This window comes from Clostridium fallax (genome assembly GCF_900129365.1).
Classification (GTDB): Bacteria; Bacillota; Clostridia; order Clostridiales; family Clostridiaceae; genus Clostridium_AH; species Clostridium_AH fallax.
In genome coordinates this window covers 38,397-63,666 of the sequence record NZ_FQVM01000008.1, presented here as the reverse complement: position 1 = coordinate 63,666, position 25,270 = coordinate 38,397, and the positions used below count along the sequence as shown (strand labels likewise).

The following is a 25,270-nucleotide window of genomic DNA, read 5'->3' as shown; positions in this document are numbered from 1 at the left end:
ATTAAATTGGAGGATTCACTAAGTTGAAGAAAATATTATCTTTAATATTATTTGTTATTATTATTGTAGTTGGAAGTGCTGCTATTTTTCAAAAATGTAATAAGTCAAATCCAGAAGATATACTTAGTGATTTTAAGGAAATAGAAGCGTATACTACAGATGTAACATATATTATAAAAAACGCTAGAGGTGAGATTACAGTAAAAACTTCCCAATGGTATGATGAAGATAAAGGTTTAAAAGTAGATTTTGGACAAGACAGAAGTCAGGTTTATAAAGAAGATAAAATTTATGTAAAAGAAATTACAACAGGAAGAACATACAATATGGAAAAAGATTTTGATCAACTTTATAAATTAGCATTTATACCAGAGATAAGTAAGCTTTTTGTTAACGATGAAGAATTTAGATATTATTATAAGGAAAACAGCGACAATAAGTATTTAGTAGTAGAATTTAACACATTATTAGATAATGAAAATCTTACTAAAGAAGTTTTATTTATAGATACAAAAAATGGAGTTCCTTTAGAAGGAATAATATATGATAAAAGGGGGAATGAAAGAGCAAAAATTTTATATAGTAATTTTAAAAAAGAACACAATATAGATGAAGAGCTATTTGATATAGCTAAAGATACACAGCAATGATATTTAGAGGTGAAAATATGAAGCATATTAGACCAGTTTGGGCTGAAATAGATTTAGATGCTATTGAAAATAATATGAAAGAAATTAAAAAGGTAGTAAAAAGTAATGAAATAATAGCTGTAGTTAAAGCGGATGCTTATGGTCATGGAGCTGTTGATGTAGCACCTGTTTTACTTGAAAATGGTGCTACAAAATTAGCGGTGGCAGTTATAACTGAAGCTTTAGAACTTAGACATTCAGGAATACAAGCTCCAATAATGGTATTAGGATTTACACCACTTACTTTTGCTAAAGATATAATAGAAAATAATATAGAGCAAACAGTCTATGATTTAGATTATGCAAGGGGACTTTCTAAAATAGCATTAAAAGAAAATAAAATAGCAAAGATTCATATAGCTTTAGATACTGGAATGGGTAGAATAGGTTTTTTGCCTGATAATGAAAGTATAAAAAAAGTGAAAGAAATTAGTAAGTTGCCTAACATTAAAATCGTTGGATTGTTTACTCATTTCTCATCAGCAGATGAAGAAGATAAATCTTATACTAAAGATCAATTTGATAAGTTTTTAAACTTTTACCAAAAATTACAGAAAGAAAAAATTGAAGTGGGAATACTACACGCTTCAAATAGTGCCGCTGTTTTAGATTTACAAAATATGCATTTAGACGCAGTAAGACCTGGAATAATTTTATATGGTTATTATCCTTCAGATGAAGTGAATAAAAACATTAATCTTATTCCTGCCCTAACACTAAAAACAACAGTTGTTCATGTAAAAAAAGTACCAAAAGATATGTACATAAGTTATGGACGCAAATATAAAACAGATGGTGAAAGAGTTATAGCAACTTTACCTATAGGATATGCAGATGGTTATACTAGATTTCTTTTTGAAAAAGCTAAAGTAATAATAAATGGGAAATTAGCGCCGATAGTTGGAAGAATTTGTATGGACCAATGTATGATAGATATAACAGATATAGAAAATGTATCTGTAGGAGATGAAGTAATACTTATAGGTGAAGATAATGGTGTAAAATTTAATGCAGATGATATAGCAGAATCAATTGGTACAATAAATTATGAAATTATATGTATGATAGGAAAAAGAGTTCCTAGGGTATATATGAAAAATAAACAAATTGTTAAAATAAGGAATTACATGTAAAGTATGTGTAAATTATTTGTCTAAATTTTGAATAAATGAAAAAATCCTTTGACATATTGACATATTCCGCAATATAATTTAGTTATACATAGTAACTCTTTTTACAAAGAAAAGGAGAATGGAGAATAATGTCGTATTCAAAGGAAATAAAAATTTATTTTAAAAATAATAATTTAATAGAAAAAAATAGTCAATTTAATGACGAGGATTTAATATTATATAATAACAAAGAAGAAAATCAAAAAGAATTTTATGAGGCTATGAAAAATGGATATGAACAAATGGCTGACATAAACACAGAATGCGCTGAATATGGAATGACTGCAGATTGTCAATCTTTTAATGAATACGAAGCATGGCTTTTCGGAGTGTGATATTTTTAAATGACAGTTCAAAATGTAAAAAGAGGAGATATTTTTTATGCAGATTTAAGCCCTGTAATAGGTTCAGAGCAGGGTGGCATAAGACCAGTTATAGTTATACAAAATGATATCGGTAATAAATATAGTCCTACAGTTATAGTTGCGGCTATAACTTCACAAATAAATAAAGCCAAATTGCCAACTCATGTGGAAATATCCTCAGAAGAATATGGCTTAAATAGAGATTCTGTAGTTCTTTTAGAACAAATAAGAACCTTAGATAAAAGAAGGCTTAAAGAAAAAATAGGACATATGACCGATAATGATATGAAAAAAGTAAATAGAGCTTTATTAATAAGTTTAAATTTAGATTGTTAGGATGTGTAGATTTTTCTACACATCTTTTTTTATAAAAAAATAAAAAAATTATTATGATTAATTTAAAGATTAAATAGAGTATGTAAGTGAAAGTGTTTTCATATAAAAGAATAGAAAATATAAAAAATATAAATAATAAATCTATTAAACTAGTAAATGGTTACAAGAATGCAAAGGTATTAGGGTATATTATATAATGAAATAGTATATACTATTATATTTTTAATATAAGCAAAAATGAGGCATAAATATAATTTTGCTATACAAAAAATTTATGTTTTATGATAAAATACCTTTGAAGAATTACGCAATATATGTTTTACATAATAACATTTATTATATAAACTTCAGGAGGTTTATTATGAGCTATAACATTGAAGAATTACAAAACATAGCAAAAACTTTAAGAAAGGATATAGTCACTATGCTTACAGAATCAGCATCAGGACATCCAGGTGGATCATTATCAGCTGCTGATATTATGACTGTATTATACTTTCACGAAATGAATATCAATCCAGAAAATCCACGTGATCCAGAAAGAGATAGATTTGTACTATCAAAGGGTCATGCTGCCCCAGTTTTATACAGTGCATTAGCAAGAAGAGGATTCTTTAATCCAGATGAATTAATGACATTAAGAAAATTTGGATCAATGCTTCAAGGACATCCAAACATGAATGATGTTCCAGGAATTGATATGTCAACAGGTTCTTTAGGTCAAGGAATATCAGCTGCTGTAGGTATGGCTTTGGCAGGAAAGACAGATAAAAAATCATATAGAGTTTATTCAATATTAGGAGATGGAGAGCTTGAAGAAGGTCAAGTTTGGGAAGCATCAATGTGTGCAGCTCACTATAAACTAGACAATTTAACAGCTTTTGTAGATTTTAATGGTCTTCAAATAGATGGTAATATTCAAGATGTTATGAATCCAGCTCCAGTTGGAGAAAAATTTAAAGCTTTCGGATGGCATGTTATCGAAATAAATGGTCATGATATGGAAGCTATAATTAAAGCAATAGAAGAAGCTAAAAATACAAAGGGTAAACCAACAATGATAGTTGCTAAAACTGTAAAAGGTAAAGGCGTTTCATTTATGGAAAACTTAGCAAGTTGGCATGGAACTGCACCAACTAAAGAGCAATGTGAATTAGCAATAAAGGAAATTGGAGGGGAAAACTAATGGCAAAAAAAATAGCTACTAGAGAAGCATACGGTAAAGCATTAGCAGAACTAGGAAATAAAAATGATAAAGTTGTTGTATTAGATGCTGACCTTTCAAAATCAACTAAAACAGCAGATTTTAAGAAAGAACATGCAGATAGATTTTTTAATATGGGAATAGCTGAAGGAAACATGATGGGTGTTGCAGCTGGTCTTTCAACTTGTGGAAAGATTCCATTTGTAAGTACATTTGCAATGTTTGCAGCAGGAAGAGCTTTTGAACAAATCAGAAACTCAATATGTTATCCAAAGCTAAATGTTAAAGTTTGTGCAACACATGCGGGATTAACAGTTGGAGAAGATGGAGCTTCACACCAAGCTATAGAAGACTTATCATTAATGAGAAGTATACCAAATATGGTAGTTATAAATCCATCAGATGCAATAGAAACAGAAGCTGCTATAAATGCAATTGCAGAATATGTTGGACCTTGCTACGTTAGATTAGGTAGAGCAGGAGTTACAACAATGAACGATAATGCTGATTATAAATTTGAAATTGGAAAAGGCGTTAAGTTAAGAGAAGGTAAAGATGCAACTATTATAGCTACAGGACTAATGGTAGAAGCTGCTTTAGAGGCTCACAAGATGTTAGCTGAAGAAGGAATAAACGTTAATGTAATAAATATTCATACATTAAAACCAATAGATAGTAAAATAATAGAAGATGCAGCTAAAGAAACTGGAGTTATAGTAACTGCAGAAGAGCATAGTATAATTGGTGGTTTAGGATCAGCTGTTTGTGAAGTTGTTTCAGAAACTTGTCCAGTTCCAGTTTTAAGAATTGGTGTTAAAGATACATTTGGTGAAAGTGGAAAGCCAGATCAATTATTAAAGGCTTATGGATTAACAGCAGAAGATATAGTTAAAACTGTTAAAAAGGGTTTAGGCTTAAAAAAATAATATATAAAAGATAATATTAGATTTTAAAATAGAGCTTTTAAAAGCTCTATTTTTTTATGGAAAAATTTTACTGTAAAAGATATAATATAATCTACTCTATTAAACTTAAGGTTATTTATTAATAATATTATTATAAGAATAAAAATTTAAAGCTAAAAATATAAAAAATGCAAAAAAGCAATTAGTTAATTAAATTTTTAATTAAAATTATATTTTATCATGATAAAAGGGTAAAAAATGTTTTTAAAGTAAAAAAAATATATATATTGAAATATATATATATATAATGGTATCGTTTCATTAGGGAGTAAAAATACTATATGAAAAAGGGGGAATAGAAATGATTGAAAAGTTAAAAGAGTTTTTAATTATAACAGTAGGGTTTATTTTAGTTGCCATAGCTGTACAGTATTTTTATGTACCTAATAATATAACAGGTGGAGGAATTACAGGAATAGCTATGGTTGTATGTCATTATTTTCCTAGTATGTCTATGGGAGTATTAATGACAATAATGAATATAGTATTATTTGCAATAGCTTTTGTTGTTTTAGGAAGTGGTTTTGGTGCTAAAACATTATATGCTGCCTTTGGGCTGTCTTTTACTATGACTTTTATGGAAAAGTATTTGAATATCCATGCACTAACATCAGATGTAATGTTAGCATCTATTATAGGGACTTTATTATTAGGTTCTGGACTTGGGATGGTATTTACTCAAAACGCTTCTACAGGAGGAACTGATATAATAGCAAAAATAATAAATAAGTTTTTTCATATAAATATGGGAAAATGTATGCAATCTGTTGATATTATAGTGGTTATGATGATAGCTGTAGCCTTTGGTATAAGCAGTGGACTTTATGCTGTTGTATGTGTTTTATTAAATGGAATTATAATTGATAAGGTTATTGAAGGATTTTCTTCCACAAAGCAAGTTATGATTATAACGAATAGAACCAAGGAAATAAGAAACTATATAACTAGTGAAATTAATAGAGGATGTACAATTGTAAAAGGAGAAGGTGGATATACAGGACATGAAAATAAAATAATTTATTGTGTAATGGATAGACATCAACTTGTAAGACTTAGAAAATCTATGAAAGAAATTGATGAGGATGCATTTATAATAGTAAATGATGCTCATGAAGTTTTAGGAACAGGTTTTAAGGATGTAGTTTAATCTAGAAAATACAAAATATAAAATATAGCTAACATATAAGAGTTTTAAACTATATAAATTAAAGCATAAAATATTATATAGGCGGTGAAGGTGTATGAAGAAAGATGTAATTAAGGATTATATTTTTATAACTTTAGGGATTATTTTAGTTGCCATAGCAATAGAATATTTTTTTGCACCGAATAATTTGGCTGCTGGTGGTGTTACAGGTTTAGCGATAGTTATTAATCACTATATTCCATCAGTAACTAATGGTACGTTAGTTCTTATAATGAATTTAATTTTATTTATAGTAGCCTTTATATTTATTGGAGGGAACTTTGGAGCTAAAACTATATATGCTTCTTTTGGATTAAGTGGTGTTATGTGGTTTATAGAAAGATTTTTAAAACCAGAAGCTATAACAACTGATCTTATTATTGCATCTATATTTGGAACAATTATAACTGCTATAGGTATGGCTTTAATTTTCAATGTAAATGCGTCTACTGGTGGAACTGATATAATAGCTAAGATATTAAATAAGTATTTTCATGTTGATATAGGCAAGTGTTTACTATCTGTTGATTTTATAGTTACTTTATTAGGTGCATTAACCTTTGGAATAAATAAAGCATTTTATGCTCTTTTATGCGTCATTATAAATGGTTTTGCTATAGATAGATTTATAGAAGGTTTAAATACTTGTAAAGAAATTATGATAATAAGCAATGAAAATGATAAAATAAGTAACTACATAATAAATGATTTAAGTAGAGGATGTACATTTTTAAATGGGCAAGGTGTTTATAGCAAAAAACAAATAGTAGTTTTATACACAGTCTTACAAAGAGCGGAATTTATTAAGTTAAGAGATTATATAAAAGAAAATGATCCTAATGCTTTTATAACTGTTAATGAAGTACATGAAGTATTAGGAGAGGGATTTGGAAAGATAAATATTTAAAATATGTAACAAATTGTAGACATAAGTTAAAATAATATATAAAATATAGGAAAATAAATATTTATGTACACGTATACTTTATATATTAAAAAAAGTTAGGCTATTTTGCTATAAATAAATATAAGGAGTTATTAAGTAAAGTAAGATTTTAAATTAGCTAATATTTTTTAGAATATGAGGAATAACCTAGTAAAATAGGCAATATTCCTTATTTTTTTATTAATAAATAATTAATAAAATAAAATTCTACATAAAGTACGAGTATGTTATAATTAATTTGTGTTATTGTAAGAAAAAATAGTTACTTTTGAAAATTACAATCTAAGGAGTTGTTAAAATATGATAGAATTCAAAAATGTAAGTAAGATTTATAACAACAATGTAAAAGCTCTAAGTAATATAGATGCAGCTATAGAAACTGGAGAGTTTGTGTTTTTAGTTGGACCTTCAGGAGCTGGAAAATCAACCTTTATAAAGATGTTATTAAAAGAAATTGATCCAACTAGCGGTAAAATATTGATGAATGGAGTAGATTTGTCTACAATTAAAAGAAGACAAGTACCTTATTATAGAAGAAGAATTGGTATGATATTCCAAGATTTTAGACTTATTCCAACTCTTAATGTTTATGAAAATGTTGCTTTTGCAATGAGAGTTGTAGGTGCATCACCGAAGGAAATAAGAAGGAGAGTTCCTATGGTGTTATCATTAGTTGGTTTATCAAACAAATATAAAATGTTTCCTAATGAGTTGTCAGGAGGAGAGCAACAAAGGGTTTCTATTGCTAGAGCTTTAGTTAATAACCCAACAGTTCTTATAGCAGACGAACCTACTGGAAACCTAGATCCTGAAACTGCTAAAGAAATAATGTCATTAATAGATGATATTAATAGAGCGGGAACTACAGTTTTAATGGCTACTCATGCTAAAGAAATAGTAGATACTATGAAAAAAAGAGTTATTGCTATTGAAAGAGGAGTTATAGTAAGAGACGAAAAGAGAGGTAGATACGAATATGAAGTTTAGTACATTTAGTTATTTTATATCAGACGCATTTAAAAGCTTAAAGAGAAATAAGACTATAAGTTTAGCTTCTATGGCTACTGTTTTAGCCACTCTATTTGTATTTGGAGTATTTTTATTAACTGGTATGAATGTTAATAGAAGTGTTAGTGATGTAGAGTCTAAGGTAGAAATAAAAGTATTTCTAAAAGATGATATTAGTGTAATGGATCAAAGACAACTTGAAGTTAAGCTTAGAGAAATGGATGGAGTTAAGGACGTTAATTATGAATCTAAAGAACAGGCAATGGATAACTTTAAGAAACAATTAAATGGATATGAAAGTATTCTTGAAGGATATGGTAAAGATAAAAATCCTCTTCCAAATTCATTTGTAGTTAAATTAGAAAATCCTGATATAGCAAAAAAAGTTTCAGAAGAAGCTAAAAAGTTAACTGGGGTAGAAGATGTAGCTAATGACCAAGAACTTATTAGTACAATTTCATCTTTTGCTAAGGCAATAAGATGGATAGGTTTAGTTTTATTTATAGTTTTAATAGGAGTATCATTATTCTTAATAATAAACACAATAAAATTAACAGTTTATTCAAGAAGAAGAGAAGTTGGAATAATGAAATTTGTTGGAGCTACAGATTGGTTTATAAGATGGCCTTTTGTAATAGAAGGTATAACAATCGGTATAGTTGGAGCAATATTTGCTGATGTACTATTATACTTCGCTTATAAAGGTGTTTATGGATGGCTTACAGCTAATTTATTTACAGTACAGTTAATAAGCCCAATGTATGTATTTTCAACAGTATTATGGCAATTTATCCTTTCAGGTGCTGTAATAGGTATTTTTGGTAGTATAATAGCTCTAAGAAAATTCTTAACTGTATAATTAATTTCAGTTTTAAAGAATATAATATTTTATATAGATAAGAATATAAATATTAGAGTTTTATCGGTTAGCTGAAAGGGTGATTTATAAATGGGTATGGAACAGAAAGAGGGTAGTGCCAAGAATTTCAATAAGAAAATTATAATTACATTAAGTATAGTTTTATTATTTTTTGTAACAGCCTTTGGATCATTTTATTTTGGGAGTAAATTTGCTTTTTCAAAGTATTCTCCTGCTTTAAATGATAAAGAAATTGCTAAATCCTTATCTGGAGTTAAAGATATTTCAAAGTTTAAAGAATTATTTACTATAAGAGATATACTTTATAAATACTACGATGGAGAAATAAATGAAAATGCTCTTGTGGAAGGGGCTATAAAAGGTATGACGGAATCATTAAAAGATCCTTATACTGTATATATGAATCCAGATGAGTATGAAAATTTTAAAGAAAAAAGTGAAGGTAGTTATAATGGATTAGGTATTCAATTAGGAGTAAAAGATGACAAAATAATAATAGTTTCTCCTTTAAAAAATTCTCCTGCAGAAAAAGCAGGAATTAAAAAAGGAGATATTATTTTAAAAGTTAATGATACTTCAGTTGGAGCTAATGATTTAGAAAAAGCAATTTCTATGATGAAGGGAAAAGAACAGGCTGATATAAAATTAACTCTAAATAGAGAAGATAAGGGAAATTTTGATGTAATGCTTAAGCGAGAGGTAATAAAAACTGAATCTGTAAAATCTGAATTGATTAATAATAACATAGGTTATATACAAATAATTGGATTTGAACAAGAAACAGGAAAAGACTTCAAAAACCAGCTTCAGCAACTTAAAGATAAGGGAGCAAAAGGTTTAATTTTAGATTTGAGAGATAATCCAGGTGGATATTTAACAGAAAGTGTTGATGTGGTTTCTAACTTTATTCCTAAAGATAAAACTATAGTATCTACTATTGATAAATATAAAAATGAGACTAAAAATGAATCAAAAGGTGGTATAGCTATAGGAATGCCTTTAGTAGTTCTTACAAATAATAGAAGTGCTAGTGCTTCTGAGATAGTTTCAGGAGCTATAAGAGATTATAAAGTAGGAACTTTAGTTGGAGAAACTACTTATGGAAAAGGAGTAGTTCAGGTTCTTCTTCCTAATAAGGAATCAGGTTCAGCACTAAAGGTTACAATTTCTAAGTATTATACTCCTAATGGAGAAAACATAAATAAAATAGGAATTAAACCAGATATTGAGATATCTTATCCAGAAGAATTAAAATCTAAGCCTTATGATAGAAATACAGATCCACAGTTTGAAAAAGCTTTGGAGGTAATCAATGAAAAATTAAAATAGGAGGATCTTTTTATGGATTTTGCAGTATATACACTGAGATCCCTAGCATATGCCATTGTAGATCCTATACTAGCAGCAATACTTGTTATGCTAGCAATAATGTTTTACATGCAAAATAGAAAAATATCAGTTATGCAAAAGATGATAATAGGGGAGAGTTTACACTCTCTCCTAGAACTTACAATTTCACAAATTGTAATGGGTATGTTAGGTGGTATATTAGGCACACTTTTACTTACATATTTAGGAGTAACCTTTGATGAAAGTACTCCAATAGAGATATTATTTATAATATCAATAATATTTATGTTATTAAAACCTAGATTTGTATGTTTTGCTTATTCAGGAGCGGCATTAGGTTTAATAAGTATAGTTTTTTCAATAATTAATGATAATACTGGTATGAAGTCACCTATTAATGTAAATATAATGTCTCTATTTATTTTTGTGGGAGTACTTCATATAGTTGAAGGACTACTGGTAATGATAGATGGAGATAAAGGAACAGTACCGGTATTTACCAATAAAGATGATAATATATTAGGTGGATTTGCTTATAAGAGATATTGGGCTGTGCCTATAGCGATTTTTGTAATGTTAAGTTCAGCGGAAGCTAAGACTTCTATTAGTTCTATTCCTTCATGGTGGCCAATACTTTTTAATAAGTATTCTTTAAAGGAGCTACTTAAAGTAGGTGCTTTAGTTTTAGTGCCTTTCTATGGAATAATAGGATTTAATTCTGTAAGTTTTACAAAAACAAAATCAATGAAAAAAATATCATCAGGAATAGCAATTAGTATTTTTGGAGTTGTTATTTCATTGGTAGCATTAATTGCAAAGTTCGGTGTGGTATTTCAACTTGTAGTAGTAATATTTGTACCATTAGCTCATGAATTTATGTTAAAAATTCAAAGAAAGTTAGAAGAAAAAGGTACACCAGTATATGTTAGTGATAACGAAGGAATAGTAGTTTTAGAAGTAGCGCCTAATTCACCAGCAAAAAAATTAGGAATAAAAAGTGGAGATAAGATACTACAAGTAAATAATGAAAGTGTAAAAAATGAATTAGAAGTTTACAATACAATAAGAGAAGGTTATAAAAATATACTATTTAAAATAAAGAAGACTAATGGAAAGATAGAGGATATAATCTGTTCGCCAGATGAAAAGAAAAGAGTAGGAATGGTTTTAGTTCCAAGGCTTATAAGAAAACAAGATGTAGTAGAATTTGATAGTAAGAAATTTAATGAAATATTAAATAAACTTAAAAATAAAGATCGTAAATAAAGGGTATATTAAAATAAAAAAGCCCTACACTAATTTTATAAAATTATGTGTAGGGCTTTTTCTTTATATAATAATTGACTTAAAATATTTTAAAAGGATAGAATGAAATAATAAAGGAGTGAGTTATATGGCTAATTTTGAAATAGTATCTAAATTCAAACCTACAGGAGATCAACCACAAGCGATTGAAAGTATAGTAAATGGTATTAAAGAAGGGTATAGAGGTCAAACTTTATTAGGAGTTACAGGATCAGGAAAAACATTTACTATGGCAAATATAATTGAAAGAGTACAAAAGCCTACTTTAATTTTAGCTCATAATAAAACATTGGCAGCTCAGCTTTGTGCAGAGTTTAAAGAGTTTTTTCCTAATAACATAGTAGAATATTTTGTTTCTTATTATGATTATTATCAACCAGAGGCATATGTTCCTCAAACAGATACTTATATTGAAAAGGATGCATCTATAAATGATGAGATAGATAAATTACGTCACTCAGCTACATCGGCTTTACTTGAAAGAAGAGATGTAATTATAGTAGCCTCTGTTTCTTGTATATATGGATTAGGTAATCCAGAAGAATATAAAAAATTGACTTTATCATTAAGACAAGGAATGGAAAGGGATAGAGATGAGATAATAAAAAAGCTTATAGAAATACAGTATGAAAGAAATGATATAGATTTTGCAAGAGGAACCTTTAGAGTTAGAGGAGATTCTTTAGATATAATACCTGCATCTGCTTCTAATAAAGGAATAAGAGTAGAGTTTTTTGGAGATGAAATAGATAGAATAAGAGAATTTGATGTGTTAACTGGGAAAATTTTATCAGAAAGAAATCACGTAATGGTATTCCCTGCATCTCACTTTGCAACTTCCTCTGATAAATTAGAAAGGGCTATAAAGATAATAGAAGAGGAATTAGAGTATAGATTAAAAGAACTTACAGCAGAAGATAAGCTTTTAGAGGCTCAAAGATTAAAGCAAAGAACTAATTTTGACATTGAGATGATAAGAGAGATGGGATATTGTACTGGAATAGAAAATTATTCTAGAATTTTAGATGGCAGAGAGGCTGGTACTCCGCCTAAAACATTATTAGATTATTTTCCAGATGATTATTTAATGTTTATAGATGAGAGCCATGTTACATTACCACAAGTAAAGGCTATGTATGGAGGAGATAGGTCTAGAAAAAATACATTAGTAGATTATGGCTTTAGATTACCAAGTGCATATGATAATAGACCTCTAAAGTTTAATGAGTTTGAGAATAAAATAAATCAAATAGTATTTGTATCAGCTACTCCATCTCTTTATGAATTAGAGCATTCATCTAATGTAGCAGAGCAAATAATTAGACCTACAGGACTAGTAGATCCTAAAGTGATTATAAAACCTGTTGATGGGCAAATAGATGATTTATATGGGGAGATAAAAGAAACTATAGAGAAAGGTTTTAGAGTATTAGTAACAACTTTAACTAAAAGAATGGCAGAAGATTTAACTAAATATTTAAAGGATTTAGGAATAAAAGCAACATATATGCATTCAGATATAAAGACTATTGAAAGAATGAAAATAATAAAATCTTTAAGATTAGGAGAAGATGATGTGTTAGTTGGAATAAATCTTTTAAGAGAGGGATTAGATATACCAGAGGTTGCATTAGTTGCTATTTTAGATGCAGATAAAGAAGGATTCTTACGTTCAGAAACATCATTAATACAAACTATAGGAAGAGCTGCTAGAAACTCAGAAAGTAAAGTTATAATGTATGCAGACAGAATAACTAATTCTATGAACAAAGCCATAAATGAAACAGAGAGAAGAAGAAAAATTCAAGAAGAATATAATAAGAAACATGGAATAATACCAAAAACAATAACTAAAGAAATAAGAGATATAATAGAGGCTACAAAAAGTACTGAGGACAAAGAGGTTAATAATTTTGATATTCAAGAGCAAAAAGGAGTAAGTATAGAAAGTCAAATATTAAAGTATGAAGAAGAAATGAAGATTGCAGCAAAAAATCTTCAATTTGAAAGAGCGGCAGAACTTAGGGATTTAATAAAAAGTTTAAAAGAAAAGATAAAAAATTAAGTTTTTTGACATTGACTTAGATTATATAGAATATTAAAATTATAGTATCGAACAAATGTTCAGTAAATAATATAAGTGGAAAAGGGAAAATAATATACTATAACCAAATATAAATTTAGTTAATGAGATAAGTTTATATTTATTTAGGTATTAATTCACTTATAGAGCAGGAGAGGTAATTATGAGAGATAAGATAATAATAAAAGGAGCAAAAGTGCATAATCTAAAAAATGTTGATTTAGAAATACCTAGAGATAAATTAATAGTGTTTACAGGATTATCAGGCTCCGGAAAATCATCATTAGCCTTTGATACTCTTTATGCAGAGGGGCAAAGAAGATATGTAGAATCTTTATCTGCTTACGCAAGACAATTTCTAGGTCAAATGGATAAGCCAGATGTAGAATATATAGAAGGATTATCACCAGCTATATCTATAGATCAAAAAACAACTAGTAAAAATCCAAGGTCTACAGTAGGAACTGTAACAGAAATATATGATTATCTTAGACTTTTATATGCTAGGGTAGGAGTACCTCATTGTCCAAAGTGTGGAAAAGAGATAACTCAACAATCTGTTGATCAAATAGTAGATAAAGTTATGGAGCTTCCGGAAAGAAGTAAAATACAGGTTTTAGCACCTATAATTAGAGGACGAAAGGGAACTCATGAGAAGGTACTAGAAAATATAAAGAAAAATGGTTTTGTTAGAGCAAGAATAGATAATGAAATGTATGAACTTACTGAGGAAGATATAAAATTAGAAAAAAACATTAAGCATAATATAGAAGCGGTAGTAGATAGATTATTAGTAAAAGAAGGAATAGAAAGTAGACTTACTGATTCTATAGAAACAGCCTTAAAATTGGCAGAGGGACTTGTAATAATAAATATAGTTGGAGGAGAAGATGTTCTTTATTCGGAAAATTATGCTTGCGCTGATTGTGGAATAAGCATAGATGAATTAGCACCTAGATTATTTTCTTTTAATTCTCCTTTTGGAAAATGTGATAAATGCGATGGATTAGGAACTTTGCTTGAGATAGATGAGGATTTAATAATTCCAAATAAAAGTTTAAGCATAATGGAAGGGGCTATATCTTCTTGGGGAGAAGGAAGGCTAAAGGATGATTCTTGGACTTATTGTGTTCTTCAAGCATTAAGTAAAAGATATAACTTTGATTTAAACACACCTATAAAGGATTTACCTAAAGGTATTATTGATATACTTTTATATGGAACTAAAGGAGAAAAGTTAGAAGTATTTTATACCAAAGATGGAGTGCCAGGTACATACTACCATGCTTTTGAAGGTGAAATAAACGGATTAAAAAGAAGATATAAAGAAACTAATTCAGATTATATAAAAGGTGAGATAGAACAATATATGAGTGATAATTATTGTCCTAAATGTAAAGGGGCAAGACTAAAACCAGAAGCCTTAGCAGTAACTGTTGGGGACAAAAATATCTATCAATTTACTAAGTTATCTATTAATGATGAGATTGGTTATATAGATAATTTAAATCTTTCAGAAAAAAATAAAATAATAAGTGCTCAAATAATAAAAGAAATCTCTAGTAGATTAAAGTTCTTAAAAAATGTAGGGTTAGATTATTTAGATTTAGCAAGAAATGCAGGTACATTATCTGGTGGAGAAGCTCAAAGAATAAGATTAGCAACTCAAATAGGATCTCAACTTATGGGAGTTTTATATATATTAGATGAACCAAGCATAGGGCTTCATCAAAGGGATAATGATAGACTAATAAGTACCTTAAAACATTTAAGAGATGTTGGAAATACATTAATTGTAGTAGAGCATGACGAAGATACAATGATGGCAGCGGATTATATAGTAGATATAGGACCTGGAGCAGGTGAAAGAGGTGGAGAAATAGTTGCCTTTGGAACCTTAGAAGATATAAAGAAAAATAAAAATTCAATAACAGGTCAATATCTAACTGGTGAGAAAAAGATAGATTTACCAAAAGAAAGAAGAAGAGGCAATGGTAATTTTATAACTATAAAAGGAGCAAAAGAAAATAACCTTAAGAATGTTAATGTTAAGATACCTTTAGGTGTTTTAAATATTGTAACTGGAGTATCAGGATCTGGAAAGAGTACCTTAATAAATGAAGTATTATATAAAGGGCTTAATAAATTAATAAATAAAGGAAAGCAAATTCCAGGTCAACACAAAGAAATACTTGGATATGAAAATATAGATAAGATAATAGATATAGATCAAAGCCCAATAGGTAGAACTCCAAGATCAAATCCAGCAACTTATACAGGCGTTTTTGATATAATTAGAGAACTTTTCTCAACTACACCAGAGGCTAAGATGAGAGGATATAAACCAGGAAGATTTAGTTTTAATGTGAAGGGTGGAAGATGTGAAGCCTGTTCTGGTGATGGAATTATAAGAATAGAGATGCAGTTCCTTTCTGATGTTTATGTACCTTGTGAGGTATGTAAAGGAAAAAGATATAATAGAGAAACCTTAGAAGTCAAATACAAAGGGAAAAATATAGATGATATATTAAATATGACAGTAGAGGAAGCTTTAGAATTCTTCGAAAATATACCTAGAATTAAAAATAAAATTCAAACTCTTTATGATGTAGGCCTTGGTTATATAAGATTAGGTCAACCATCAACTCAGCTTTCTGGAGGGGAGGCACAAAGAATAAAATTAGCCTATGAACTTTCAAAAAGAAGTACAGGTAAAACACTATATATATTAGATGAACCTACTACGGGACTTCATATAGATGATATAAAGAGGCTTATTGATATATTACAAAGATTAGTAGATGCAGGAAATACAGTAGTTGTAATAGAACATAATTTAGATATGATAAAATGTGCAGATTATATAATAGATTTAGGGCCAGAAGGTGGAGATAAAGGTGGAAATATTGTAACTTCGGGGACGCCAGAGAGTATATGCAAGGCTAAAGAATCTTATACTGGAAAATACTTAGGTAAATATTTGGATATAAATTAATTTTAGCTTAATAATTAAGGATAGGCTTTAGGTCTATCCTTTACTTTTACATAATATAAATAAAAAATAATATGTGAAATAGTATTAAAAATAAATAATTTTTGTGGTTTAGTTATATTAAAATAAATATTTTAGTATAAAATAAAATATGTTTATAGATATTAATTTTTACGAGGAATTATGTTACCATATTTACAATGTTGTTATATATTGACCAAAATTTTGTTGTATAATTATTATGAACGAATATGCAGAATTGATAAATACATTGCTATTATTGAGGTGAAGATATGAATTTTACAAAATTAATGAGTGGAATATTTACAATATTTTTTGCAATTATACTTTATGCCATAATTTATTATGCACTAAGGATAATGTATAAAGATGTTAAAGGTGGAAAGAAGAAAAAAGTTGTTAAAAATAGAAAGGTACATGGCTTAGAAGTAATTAGTGCTGGAGAAAGCCAAAATTTAAAAAGTGGATCGGTGATACCTGTAAGAGAAACTATAACTATAGGAAGAAGAGAAGAGAACTCTATAGTTATACAAGATAAGTTTGTATCTGGATCTCATGCAAAAGTTTATGTTAAGAATGATGAATTTTATTTAGAGGATCTTAATAGTACTAATGGAACTTTTCTTAATAACAATCAAGTAAAAGGTAAGGTTAAGTTAAAAGTAAATGATGAAATAAGATTAGGTAGTACCATATTAAAAGTTATAGATTAATGAGGTGGAAATAATGAGCTCACTAAAATATGAGAGAAGATTGCTACTTATGACATATCTATTATGTGCAGGTCTTTTTATTAATCTTGCTTTATTAAAAAATCCTGTAGATAAAACAGCATTGTTAATGGGTACAATATCAATAGTTATTATAGCTTTAGCACACTTTATAGTTAGAAAGTTTTTCCCAGATGGGGATAAATTTTTATTGGTTTTTGCAAGTGTATTGGCAGTTATAGGTTTAGCAGTAATATATAGATTAGATTCTAAACTAGCAATAAAGCAACTTATTTGGTTTGTAGCAGGTATGACTTGTTATGTGTTAATAGTTGTTTTATTACCAAATCTAAGAAGCTTTGCTAAATATAAATATTTATATCTAACAGCTATAGCTATTTTTATGCCTATGGCATTGCTAATAGGGCAAGCAAGGAATGGTTCTAAAAACTGGGTTGTTATAGGTGGATTTAGTTTTCAACCCTCAGAAATAGGAAAAATATTCTTGGTTTTATATTTAGCATCAGCTTTAGCTAATTATGAAGATAAAAAAAATCTAAAAGAGGACTTTAAACAATTATTAGAACCAGCTTTAGTGGTTATGGGTGCTTTAGGATGTATGGTTTTACAAAGAGATTTAGGTTCAGCACTTATATTTTTTGGAATTTCAGTAACAATGTTATATATAGCAACATCTAAAATGAAGTATGTTATAACATGTTTAGGATTATTTGTAGTTGGAGCGTTTTTTAGTTATAATCTATTTTCCCATGTTAGAAAGAGAGTTTTAATATGGAAAGATGTTTGGAAATATGCAAATAATGAAAGTTATCAAATAGTTCAAGGACTTTATGCCATGTCATCTGGTGGTATTTTAGGATCAGGATTAGGGCAAGGTTATCCAGGATTTATACCATTTAATTACAATGACTTTATATTTGCAGCTATATGTGAAGAATTAGGACTTGTTTTTGGTATTGGTGTTATGTTAGTATATTTTTTATTATTTTATAGAGGAATGAGAGCAGCTTTAAATACTAGCAGTAAATTTTCTCAGTTAAATGCAGTAGGATTTAGTGCAATGATAGCTATGCAGGTTTTAGTAATCATAGGTGGAATTTTTGCAGTTATTCCTTTAACAGGTATAGCACTTCCTTTAGTAAGCTATGGAGGAACATCTATGCTTACAATGTTTTTTGCATTAGGTATACTCCAAAAGATATCTGAGGAGGGTTAAAATGAAAGATTTATCAGGTAGCATAAAAAAGGTATTAGTTGTATATTTATTCTTGATAGTTGGACTTATTTCCTATATTGCTTATTTTCAGGTTTTTAAAGCTCCAGAGATAGCTGATAAACCTCAAAATAAAAGATTATGGGCAGAAAGAAATAAGGTTCTTAGAGGAACTATTTATGATAGAAATAAAAATCCTTTAACAACGAGCCAAAGAAAAGATGTTTTAACGCAAAAAAGACAATATGTGTATGGAGATTTATATGCCCATGTTTTAGGATATGTTGATCCAAGGTATGGATTAACTGGTCTTGAAAATCAATATGATAGTGAACTTAGAAAATATAATAGTGTTACATTAAAGAGCTTTCTAAAATCATTAAATATAAAAGATGCCTTTAGAAATAGAGATGAGAAGGAAGAAAAAGTAGGTAACGGATTAATTACGACCTTAGATACAAACCTTCAAAAAGTGGCTTATGAAGCTTTAGGAAATAATAAAGGCTCTATTGTAGCGTTAGATCCTAAAACTGGAGAAATATTAGCAAGTGTATCAAAGCCATCTTTTAACCCAAATGATTTAGAGAATGTTATGAACCAAGCTAATTCAGGTAAGTTAAAAGATAATCCATTAATAAATAGGGCTGTTTCAGGAATGTATCCACCAGGATCTACTTTTAAGGTTGTAACTTTAGCATCTGCTTTAGAAAATTTACCTGGTGTTACATCAAGAACCTTTGAGGATAATGGAAAAATACAATTTAATTCAAAGGATTCACTTAAAAACTTAGATGGAAATGCATATGGAAATTTAAGTTTAAAACAAGCTTTAGCAGTATCAAGTAATGTAGTTTTTGGTACATTAGCATTAGAATTAGGTAATGATAAATTAAAAGCAACAGCAGAAAAGTTTGGATTCAATCAAAATGTACCATCTGACGGTACAGTATTAGATACAAGTAAATTTCCAACTTTAAAAAGTTATGAAAAAGGAAATATTGCTCAATCAGGTATAGGACAAAGTAGTATATTAGCTACTCCTATGGAAATGGCTTTAGTTGCAAGTACTATAGCCAATGATGGAGTTATGATGGAACCTAGACTTGTAAATGAAGTAGTAAATAAAGATGGTGAGTTAGTAAGAAAAATATCACCAAAATCAGTGAAGACTGTTATTTCTAAAGACAATGCCAACATTATTAAAGATTATATGAGGTATTTGGTTGCAGAAAGAGTACCAAGAGATTCATCATGGAATAGAGCTTTTGGCGGATTGGATGCAGCAGGAAAAACAGGAACAGCAGATTATAAACTTGCAAATGGAACAGATGCTACGCCACATTCATGGTTTATAGGATTTGCTCCAGCTAATAATCCTAAGGTAGCAGTAGCAGTTATAGTTGAAAATGGAGGAGCTGGCGGTGGTATTGCAGCGCAACTAGCAGGAAGAGTGATGAGAGCAGCCCTAGGTAAATAGGAGGGGATATTATTTTTGATTTTGAACATCAACTAAAAATATTACCTAATAAACCAGGAGTTTATATAATGAAAAACTCTTTAGGTGAAGTTATATATGTAGGAAAAGCTAAAATATTAAAAAATAGAGTAAGACAATACTTTCAAAATTCTAAAAATCACTCGGAAAAAGTAAGAACTATGGTACAACATATAGCTGAATTTGAATATATAGTTACAGATACAGAAATGGAAGCTTTAATATTAGAATGTAATTTAATAAAAAAATATAGTCCTAAGTATAATATTGCATTAAAGGACGATAAATTTTATCCTTTTATTAAAATAACTACAAATGAAGATTTTCCAAGAGTTTTTGTAACTAGGAATTTTGCAAAGGATGGCAATAAATATTTTGGCCCATATACTAATTATGGAGCTGTTTATGAAACTATAGAATTATTAAAAAAAATATTTCCTTTAAGAACTTGCAAAAGGAATATAATTGAAGGTGGGGAAAAAACACGTCCCTGCCTAAATTATCATATAAAAAAGTGTAAGGCCCCGTGTAATGGATATATATCTAAAGAAGAATATAAAGAGATGATTGATGAGGTTATAAATATATTAAGTGGAAAAGATACAAATCTTGTTAGAGAATTAAAAGTTAATATGGAAGAGGCATCAGAAAATTTAGAGTTTGAAAAAGCTGCTAAATATAGAGATAGAATGATGTCTATTGAATCTATTAGTGAAAAACAAAAAATGTTCATAATTAAAGAGGGAGATGAGGATTTTATAAATTTATTTAATGATGAAAAAGATACTTGTGTACAAATCTTTTTTATGAGAGATGGAAAGATAACAGGAAGAGAACACTTTGTTTTTGAAAATAAAGCTAATGATAAGGATTCTGAAATATTAGCTGAGTTTGTAACATCTTTTTATGGAGGTACAGCCAAAATACCTAAAAGTATATATGTTCCGGAAATCGCTGATAAAGACCTTTTAGAAGAGTTTTTAACAGCTAAAAGAGGGTCAAAGGTTTGGATAAAAACCCCTAAAAAGGGCGATAAAAAAGATTTATTAGATATGGTAAAGAATAATGGAAAAATAACACTAGAAAAATTTAAAGATAAAATACTAGAAGAAAAAGAGATAAATAGAGTATCGTTAAATGAATTAGCAGGATTATTATCTTTAGACCAATTACCTCAAAGAATAGAAGCTTATGATATATCTAATATTCAAGGTGTAGATTCTGTAGGAACTATGATAGTTTTTGAAAATGGTAAACCTAAGAATTCTGATTATAGAAGATTTAGAATAAAAACTGTTGATGGTCCAAATGATTATGATAGTATGAGGGAAATTCTAAATAGAAGATTTTCTCATGGTTTAGAAGAAATTAGATCTATACAAGAAAGAAATTTAGATTTCTCTAAAGGAAAGTTTTCTATTTTTCCAGATTTAATTATGATGGATGGAGGAAAGGGTCAAGTAAATGTAGCTTTAGAAGTACTTAAGGAGCTCAATATAGATATTCCAGTGTGTGGGATGGTAAAAGATGATAAACACCAAACTAGGGGACTGATTTATGATGGAGAAGAAATTTTTATAAAAAGAAACTCTAATCTGATGCATATGATTACTAGAATTCAAGATGAAGTTCATAGATTTGCAATAACATATCATAGAGCCTTAAGAGATAAGAGAACATTACATTCTGTTTTAGAGGATATACCCCATATAGGAGAAAAAAGAAGAAGAAATCTTCTTTTGAAGTTTGGAAGTATACAAAATATAAAAAAAGCTTCTTTTGAAGAATTAATAGAAACTCCTAGTATTGATAAAAAAGCAGCAGAAAGTATAAGAAACTATTTTTCTTCTAAGTAAATATAGAAAGTTTGATTAAATTTTTAAACTTATTGACTTAAACCTTGATAAGTAGTCAATAATTAATTTATACTATATTATGTTACAGTTAACTAATAATTTTGAGGAGTTTAAAGCATGAACCACTATATTGAGTTTAGCAAATTATTATATAAGATTTATGATGAAAAAGATATAGAACTAAATTCTCCTATGAATGAACATATATATTTTAAAGTAGGAGGTCCAGCAGATATATTATTAACACCTAGAAAAAAGGTTCAAGTAGTAGAAACTATAAAACTTTGTAAGGAGAATAATATACCATATATAATAATCGGTAATGGCTCTAATCTTTTAGTAAAAGATGGAGGTATTAGAGGTGTAGTTATAAAAATCAGTAATATAAAAGATATTACTGTAGATGGTGAAAGCATAACAGCAGATTGTGGAGCTCTTCTAGCAGATGTATCCAAAACTGCTTTAGAGTATTCCCTTAAAGGTTTTGAATTTGCTTGTGGTATACCTGGTAGTGTAGGTGGAGCAGTATTTATGAATGCTGGAGCTTATGATGGAGAAATATCCTATATAGTAGAAAGTGTTGAAGTTATAAATGATAAACAAGAAATAATAACTTTAGAAAAACAAGAACTAAATTTAGGATACAGAACTAGTGCTATAATGGAAAAAGGATTTATAGTACTAAGTGCCACTTTTTCACTGCAAAAGGGTGACTATAATCAAATAAAAGATAGAATAGAAGAGCTTACAAAGAAAAGAGAAGAAAAACAACCTTTAGAGTATCCATCAGCAGGTAGCACATTTAAAAGACCACCAGGACATTTTGCAGGAAAGCTTATTCAGGATGCTGGTCTTAAAGGATTTACTTTAGGTGGTGCCGCGGTTTCTGAAAAGCATTCAGGGTTTGTAATAAACAAAAATAGAGCTACTGCAGAAGATATATTAAATTTAATCGCTCACATTCAAAAAACTGTTAAAGAAAAATTTGATGTAGAGCTTACTCCGGAGGTTAGAATACTTGGGGAAGATAAAAAGTAAAATTTATGATTAAATTAATGTCTATTTATTAATTTAATTGAATATTAATTAGGCTGTATCAAGGGATTTGATACAGCCTAATTTTTAGGCTATTTTATAGTAAAAAACCTTAATTTACTTATCATTAAATAATTAATTCTATGTTATAATTTATTAAAAGGTATATTTTTATTTTGTTAAAGGAGGAAGAATATGAGATTTGTAATAGTAACAGGTTTATCAGGAGCAGGTAAAACAGAAGCAACACGAAGCCTAGAAGATTTAGGATTTTTTTGTATAGATAACTTACCTCCAAAATTAATACCAAAGTTTGCAGAAGCCTGTATTCAAAGTAATGGAAAAATAGATAAAGTAGCTTTAGTTATAGATATTAGAGGTGGAGTATTTTTTGATGATTTATTCGAAAGTTTATTATATCTAAAAGAAAATGATTTCCAATATGAAATTTTATTTTTAGAAGCATCAGATGAAGTGCTTGTAAAAAGATTTAAAGAGAGTAGAAGAAGTCATCCTTTATCACCAGAGGGAAGGGTAATAAATGGAATAATAGATGAAAGAAAAAAATTAAGAGAATTAAAAGATAGAGCAGATAATTTAATTGACACTTCAAAGTATTCAATTAGAGACTTAAGAGAAAAAATAAATATGCTTTATGGAACTGGAGCGCCAGTAGAAAAACAACTAAAAATAACAGTTCTTTCTTTTGGCTTTAAGTATGGAATACCAACAGATTCAGATTTGGTTTTTGATGTAAGATTTTTACCAAATCCTTTCTATATTCCAGATTTAAAACCTTTTTCAGGGTTAGATAAGCCTGTAAGTGATTATGTTTTAAAACATGAAGAAACTAAGGGCTTTTTAAAAAGATTAGATGAAATGTTAAAGTTTTTAATTCCAAATTATGTAAAGGAAGGTAAGAGACAGCTTATAATATCAATAGGCTGTACAGGAGGAAGACATCGCTCCGTAGCTATTGCAGAGGCTGTATATAAAAAATTAAAAGAAAATAATTATTCAATAAATGTTGATCATAGGGATATAGTAGAGGACGTAAATAGAGGAGCAAGAAAGCTATGAAGCTAATAGATTGGTTAAAACCTGGCATAAAGGTAAAGAGGTGGATATTGTTTTCCATTTTTGGAATACTTTTAATTGCTTTTGGATTTACAGAACTGGTAATGCATAGAGTTTATGATTTAGCGTATAAAGTATTTTATATTTTTTTGAATGTAACTGGGATTTTAGTTTTATATGTATCAGTAACAGAAGGAATGAAATCAATTATAGCTTTAATCAATAAAGGATATATAAAGGTATCTTTAAATAACGAGAAAATAGAGAATCTTATTTATGAAAAGAGACTTTTAGTAAAGGGGCCTAAAATAGTTGTAATAGGGGGAGGTACAGGACTTTCTACTATGCTTAGAGGGTTAAAGTACTATACATCAAATATTACAGCTATAGTTACAGTGGCAGATGATGGTGGCGGTTCTGGAGACTTAAGAGAAGATCTTGGAATTTTGCCGCCAGGAGATATAAGAAACTGTATATTAGCTTTAGCAGATACAGAACCTCTTATGGAAGAGCTATTACAATATAGATTTAAGGACGGAAGACTTAAAAATCAAAGCTTTGGAAATTTATTTTTAGCAGCTATGGATGGAATATCTGATAACTTTGAGGATGCTGTTCAAAAAATGAGTTCTGTATTAGCTGTTACAGGTAAAGTTTTACCAGTAACTTTAGATGACATGACTTTAAAAGCAGAGCTTGAAAATGGCAATATAATAGAGGGCGAATCAAATATACCCAATGAAGCATATAAACAAAAAAGTAAGATAAAAAATCTTAAAATAGTGCCAGAAAATGCAAAACCTTTAAAGGATGCTTTAACTGCAATTAAAGAAGCAGATGCTATAGTTTTAGGACCAGGAAGTTTATATACGTCAATTATTCCTAATCTTTTAGTAAAAGATATTGCGATTTCTGTTAGAAAGAGTAATGCTCTTAAAATATATATATCAAATATAATGACTCAACCAGGAGAAACAGATAATTTTAAGGTTTCTGATCATGTTAATATTATAAATAAATATTGTGGTAAGGATACAGTAGACTGCGTTGTAGCCAATGTAGATCCTATTCCAGATCATTTAAAAGAAAAATATCTAGATGAAGATTCTAATTTAGTTGAATTAGATGATGCAAAACTTAAAAAGTTAGGTTTAGATATTGTTAAGGCTAATTTGGTTAAGATAAAAAAAGATTTAATAAGACACGATTCAGATCATTTGGCAGAAGTCTTAATCGAAACAATAATGGAAAAGAAACTTCTTTATGATAGAAAGAAGATATTAGAATATATGTACTTATCACAAAGAGTTAAAAGTAAAGAAAGTGAAAGAAAAAATTTAAATAAAAAATTATAAATTTGG

21 protein-coding genes are annotated in these 25,270 nt (G+C 28.7%); all 21 read left to right on the top strand.

What is annotated here, in order from left to right; translation table 11 throughout:
• The first annotated feature begins 23 nt into the window (after positions 1 to 23).
• The 21 genes from BUA70_RS05950 to BUA70_RS05850 all read left to right on the top strand — a co-directional run bounded on the left by BUA70_RS05950 (position 24) and on the right by BUA70_RS05850 (position 25,264).
• Positions 24 to 650 carry a germination lipoprotein GerS-related protein gene (locus BUA70_RS05950; RefSeq protein ID WP_072894770.1) on the top strand — a complete coding sequence of 209 codons (627 nt, stop codon included), beginning with the start codon at positions 24 to 26 and terminating at the stop codon, positions 648 to 650.
• 17 nt (positions 651 to 667) lie between these two features.
• Positions 668 to 1,822 (top strand): alanine racemase, encoded by a 1,155-nt coding sequence (gene alr / locus BUA70_RS05945; protein ID WP_072894890.1) that lies wholly within the window; start codon positions 668 to 670, stop codon positions 1,820 to 1,822.
• A 128-nt stretch (positions 1,823 to 1,950) separates the two neighbouring features.
• Positions 1,951 to 2,196: a hypothetical protein gene (locus tag BUA70_RS05940; RefSeq protein ID WP_072894756.1), complete on the top strand. Its 246-nt coding sequence runs from the start codon at positions 1,951 to 1,953 to the stop codon at positions 2,194 to 2,196.
• Between the two features lie 9 nt (positions 2,197 to 2,205).
• On the top strand, positions 2,206 to 2,562 hold the full coding sequence (locus BUA70_RS05935; protein ID WP_072894753.1) for a type II toxin-antitoxin system PemK/MazF family toxin: 357 nt from the start codon (positions 2,206 to 2,208) through the stop codon (positions 2,560 to 2,562).
• Between the two features lie 361 nt (positions 2,563 to 2,923).
• On the top strand, positions 2,924 to 3,748 hold the full coding sequence (locus tag BUA70_RS05930; RefSeq protein ID WP_072894751.1) for a transketolase: 825 nt from the start codon (positions 2,924 to 2,926) through the stop codon (positions 3,746 to 3,748).
• Complete coding sequence (locus BUA70_RS05925) at positions 3,748 to 4,692, top strand: transketolase family protein (RefSeq protein WP_072894748.1); 945 nt, start codon at positions 3,748 to 3,750, stop codon at positions 4,690 to 4,692. The genes BUA70_RS05930 and BUA70_RS05925 overlap by 1 nt, the downstream gene beginning before the upstream one ends.
• A gap of 340 nt (positions 4,693 to 5,032) precedes the next feature.
• Positions 5,033 to 5,878 carry a YitT family protein gene (locus BUA70_RS05920; RefSeq protein WP_072894745.1) on the top strand — a complete coding sequence of 282 codons (846 nt, stop codon included), beginning with the start codon at positions 5,033 to 5,035 and terminating at the stop codon, positions 5,876 to 5,878.
• A 94-nt stretch (positions 5,879 to 5,972) separates the two neighbouring features.
• On the top strand, positions 5,973 to 6,824 hold the full coding sequence (locus BUA70_RS05915; protein ID WP_072894742.1) for a YitT family protein: 852 nt from the start codon (positions 5,973 to 5,975) through the stop codon (positions 6,822 to 6,824).
• A gap of 339 nt (positions 6,825 to 7,163) precedes the next feature.
• Entirely contained in the window at positions 7,164 to 7,850 is a 687-nt protein-coding gene (ftsE, locus tag BUA70_RS05910; RefSeq protein WP_072894739.1) for a cell division ATP-binding protein FtsE, read from the top strand.
• Complete coding sequence (ftsX, locus tag BUA70_RS05905; protein ID WP_072894736.1) at positions 7,840 to 8,730, top strand: permease-like cell division protein FtsX; 891 nt, start codon at positions 7,840 to 7,842, stop codon at positions 8,728 to 8,730. Before ftsE ends, ftsX begins: the two co-directional genes overlap by 11 nt.
• A 96-nt stretch (positions 8,731 to 8,826) precedes the next feature.
• Positions 8,827 to 10,080: a S41 family peptidase gene (locus tag BUA70_RS05900; RefSeq protein ID WP_072894884.1), complete on the top strand. Its 1,254-nt coding sequence runs from the start codon at positions 8,827 to 8,829 to the stop codon at positions 10,078 to 10,080.
• Positions 10,081 to 10,092: 12 nt separating this feature from the next.
• Positions 10,093 to 11,367 (top strand): PDZ domain-containing protein, encoded by a 1,275-nt coding sequence (locus BUA70_RS05895; protein WP_072894733.1) that lies wholly within the window; start codon positions 10,093 to 10,095, stop codon positions 11,365 to 11,367.
• A gap of 127 nt (positions 11,368 to 11,494) precedes the next feature.
• Entirely contained in the window at positions 11,495 to 13,471 is a 1,977-nt protein-coding gene (gene uvrB, locus BUA70_RS05890) for an excinuclease ABC subunit UvrB (protein ID WP_072894730.1), read from the top strand.
• A gap of 181 nt (positions 13,472 to 13,652) precedes the next feature.
• Complete coding sequence (uvrA, locus tag BUA70_RS05885; RefSeq protein ID WP_072894727.1) at positions 13,653 to 16,484, top strand: excinuclease ABC subunit UvrA; 2,832 nt, start codon at positions 13,653 to 13,655, stop codon at positions 16,482 to 16,484.
• Between the two features lie 290 nt (positions 16,485 to 16,774).
• Entirely contained in the window at positions 16,775 to 17,215 is a 441-nt protein-coding gene (locus tag BUA70_RS05880; protein ID WP_072894724.1) for an FHA domain-containing protein, read from the top strand.
• A gap of 13 nt (positions 17,216 to 17,228) precedes the next feature.
• Entirely contained in the window at positions 17,229 to 18,449 is a 1,221-nt protein-coding gene (locus BUA70_RS05875; protein ID WP_072894721.1) for an FtsW/RodA/SpoVE family cell cycle protein, read from the top strand.
• A gap of 1 nt (position 18,450) precedes the next feature.
• The gene (locus BUA70_RS05870) at positions 18,451 to 19,923 is read left to right on the top strand and encodes a peptidoglycan D,D-transpeptidase FtsI family protein (protein ID WP_072894718.1); all 1,473 of its coding nucleotides are present in this window, start codon (positions 18,451 to 18,453) and stop codon (positions 19,921 to 19,923) included.
• A gap of 11 nt (positions 19,924 to 19,934) precedes the next feature.
• Complete coding sequence (gene uvrC, locus BUA70_RS05865) at positions 19,935 to 21,797, top strand: excinuclease ABC subunit UvrC (protein WP_072894715.1); 1,863 nt, start codon at positions 19,935 to 19,937, stop codon at positions 21,795 to 21,797.
• A 117-nt stretch (positions 21,798 to 21,914) separates the two neighbouring features.
• Positions 21,915 to 22,835 (top strand): UDP-N-acetylmuramate dehydrogenase, encoded by a 921-nt coding sequence (gene murB / locus BUA70_RS05860; RefSeq protein ID WP_072894712.1) that lies wholly within the window; start codon positions 21,915 to 21,917, stop codon positions 22,833 to 22,835.
• Between the two features lie 192 nt (positions 22,836 to 23,027).
• Positions 23,028 to 23,912 carry an RNase adapter RapZ gene (rapZ, locus tag BUA70_RS05855; RefSeq protein WP_072894709.1) on the top strand — a complete coding sequence of 295 codons (885 nt, stop codon included), beginning with the start codon at positions 23,028 to 23,030 and terminating at the stop codon, positions 23,910 to 23,912.
• A complete protein-coding gene (locus BUA70_RS05850) occupies positions 23,909 to 25,264 on the top strand; it encodes a gluconeogenesis factor YvcK family protein (protein WP_072894706.1) in 1,356 nt (451 codons plus the stop codon). The genes rapZ and BUA70_RS05850 overlap by 4 nt, the downstream gene beginning before the upstream one ends.
• Positions 25,265 to 25,270 lie beyond the last annotated feature (6 nt).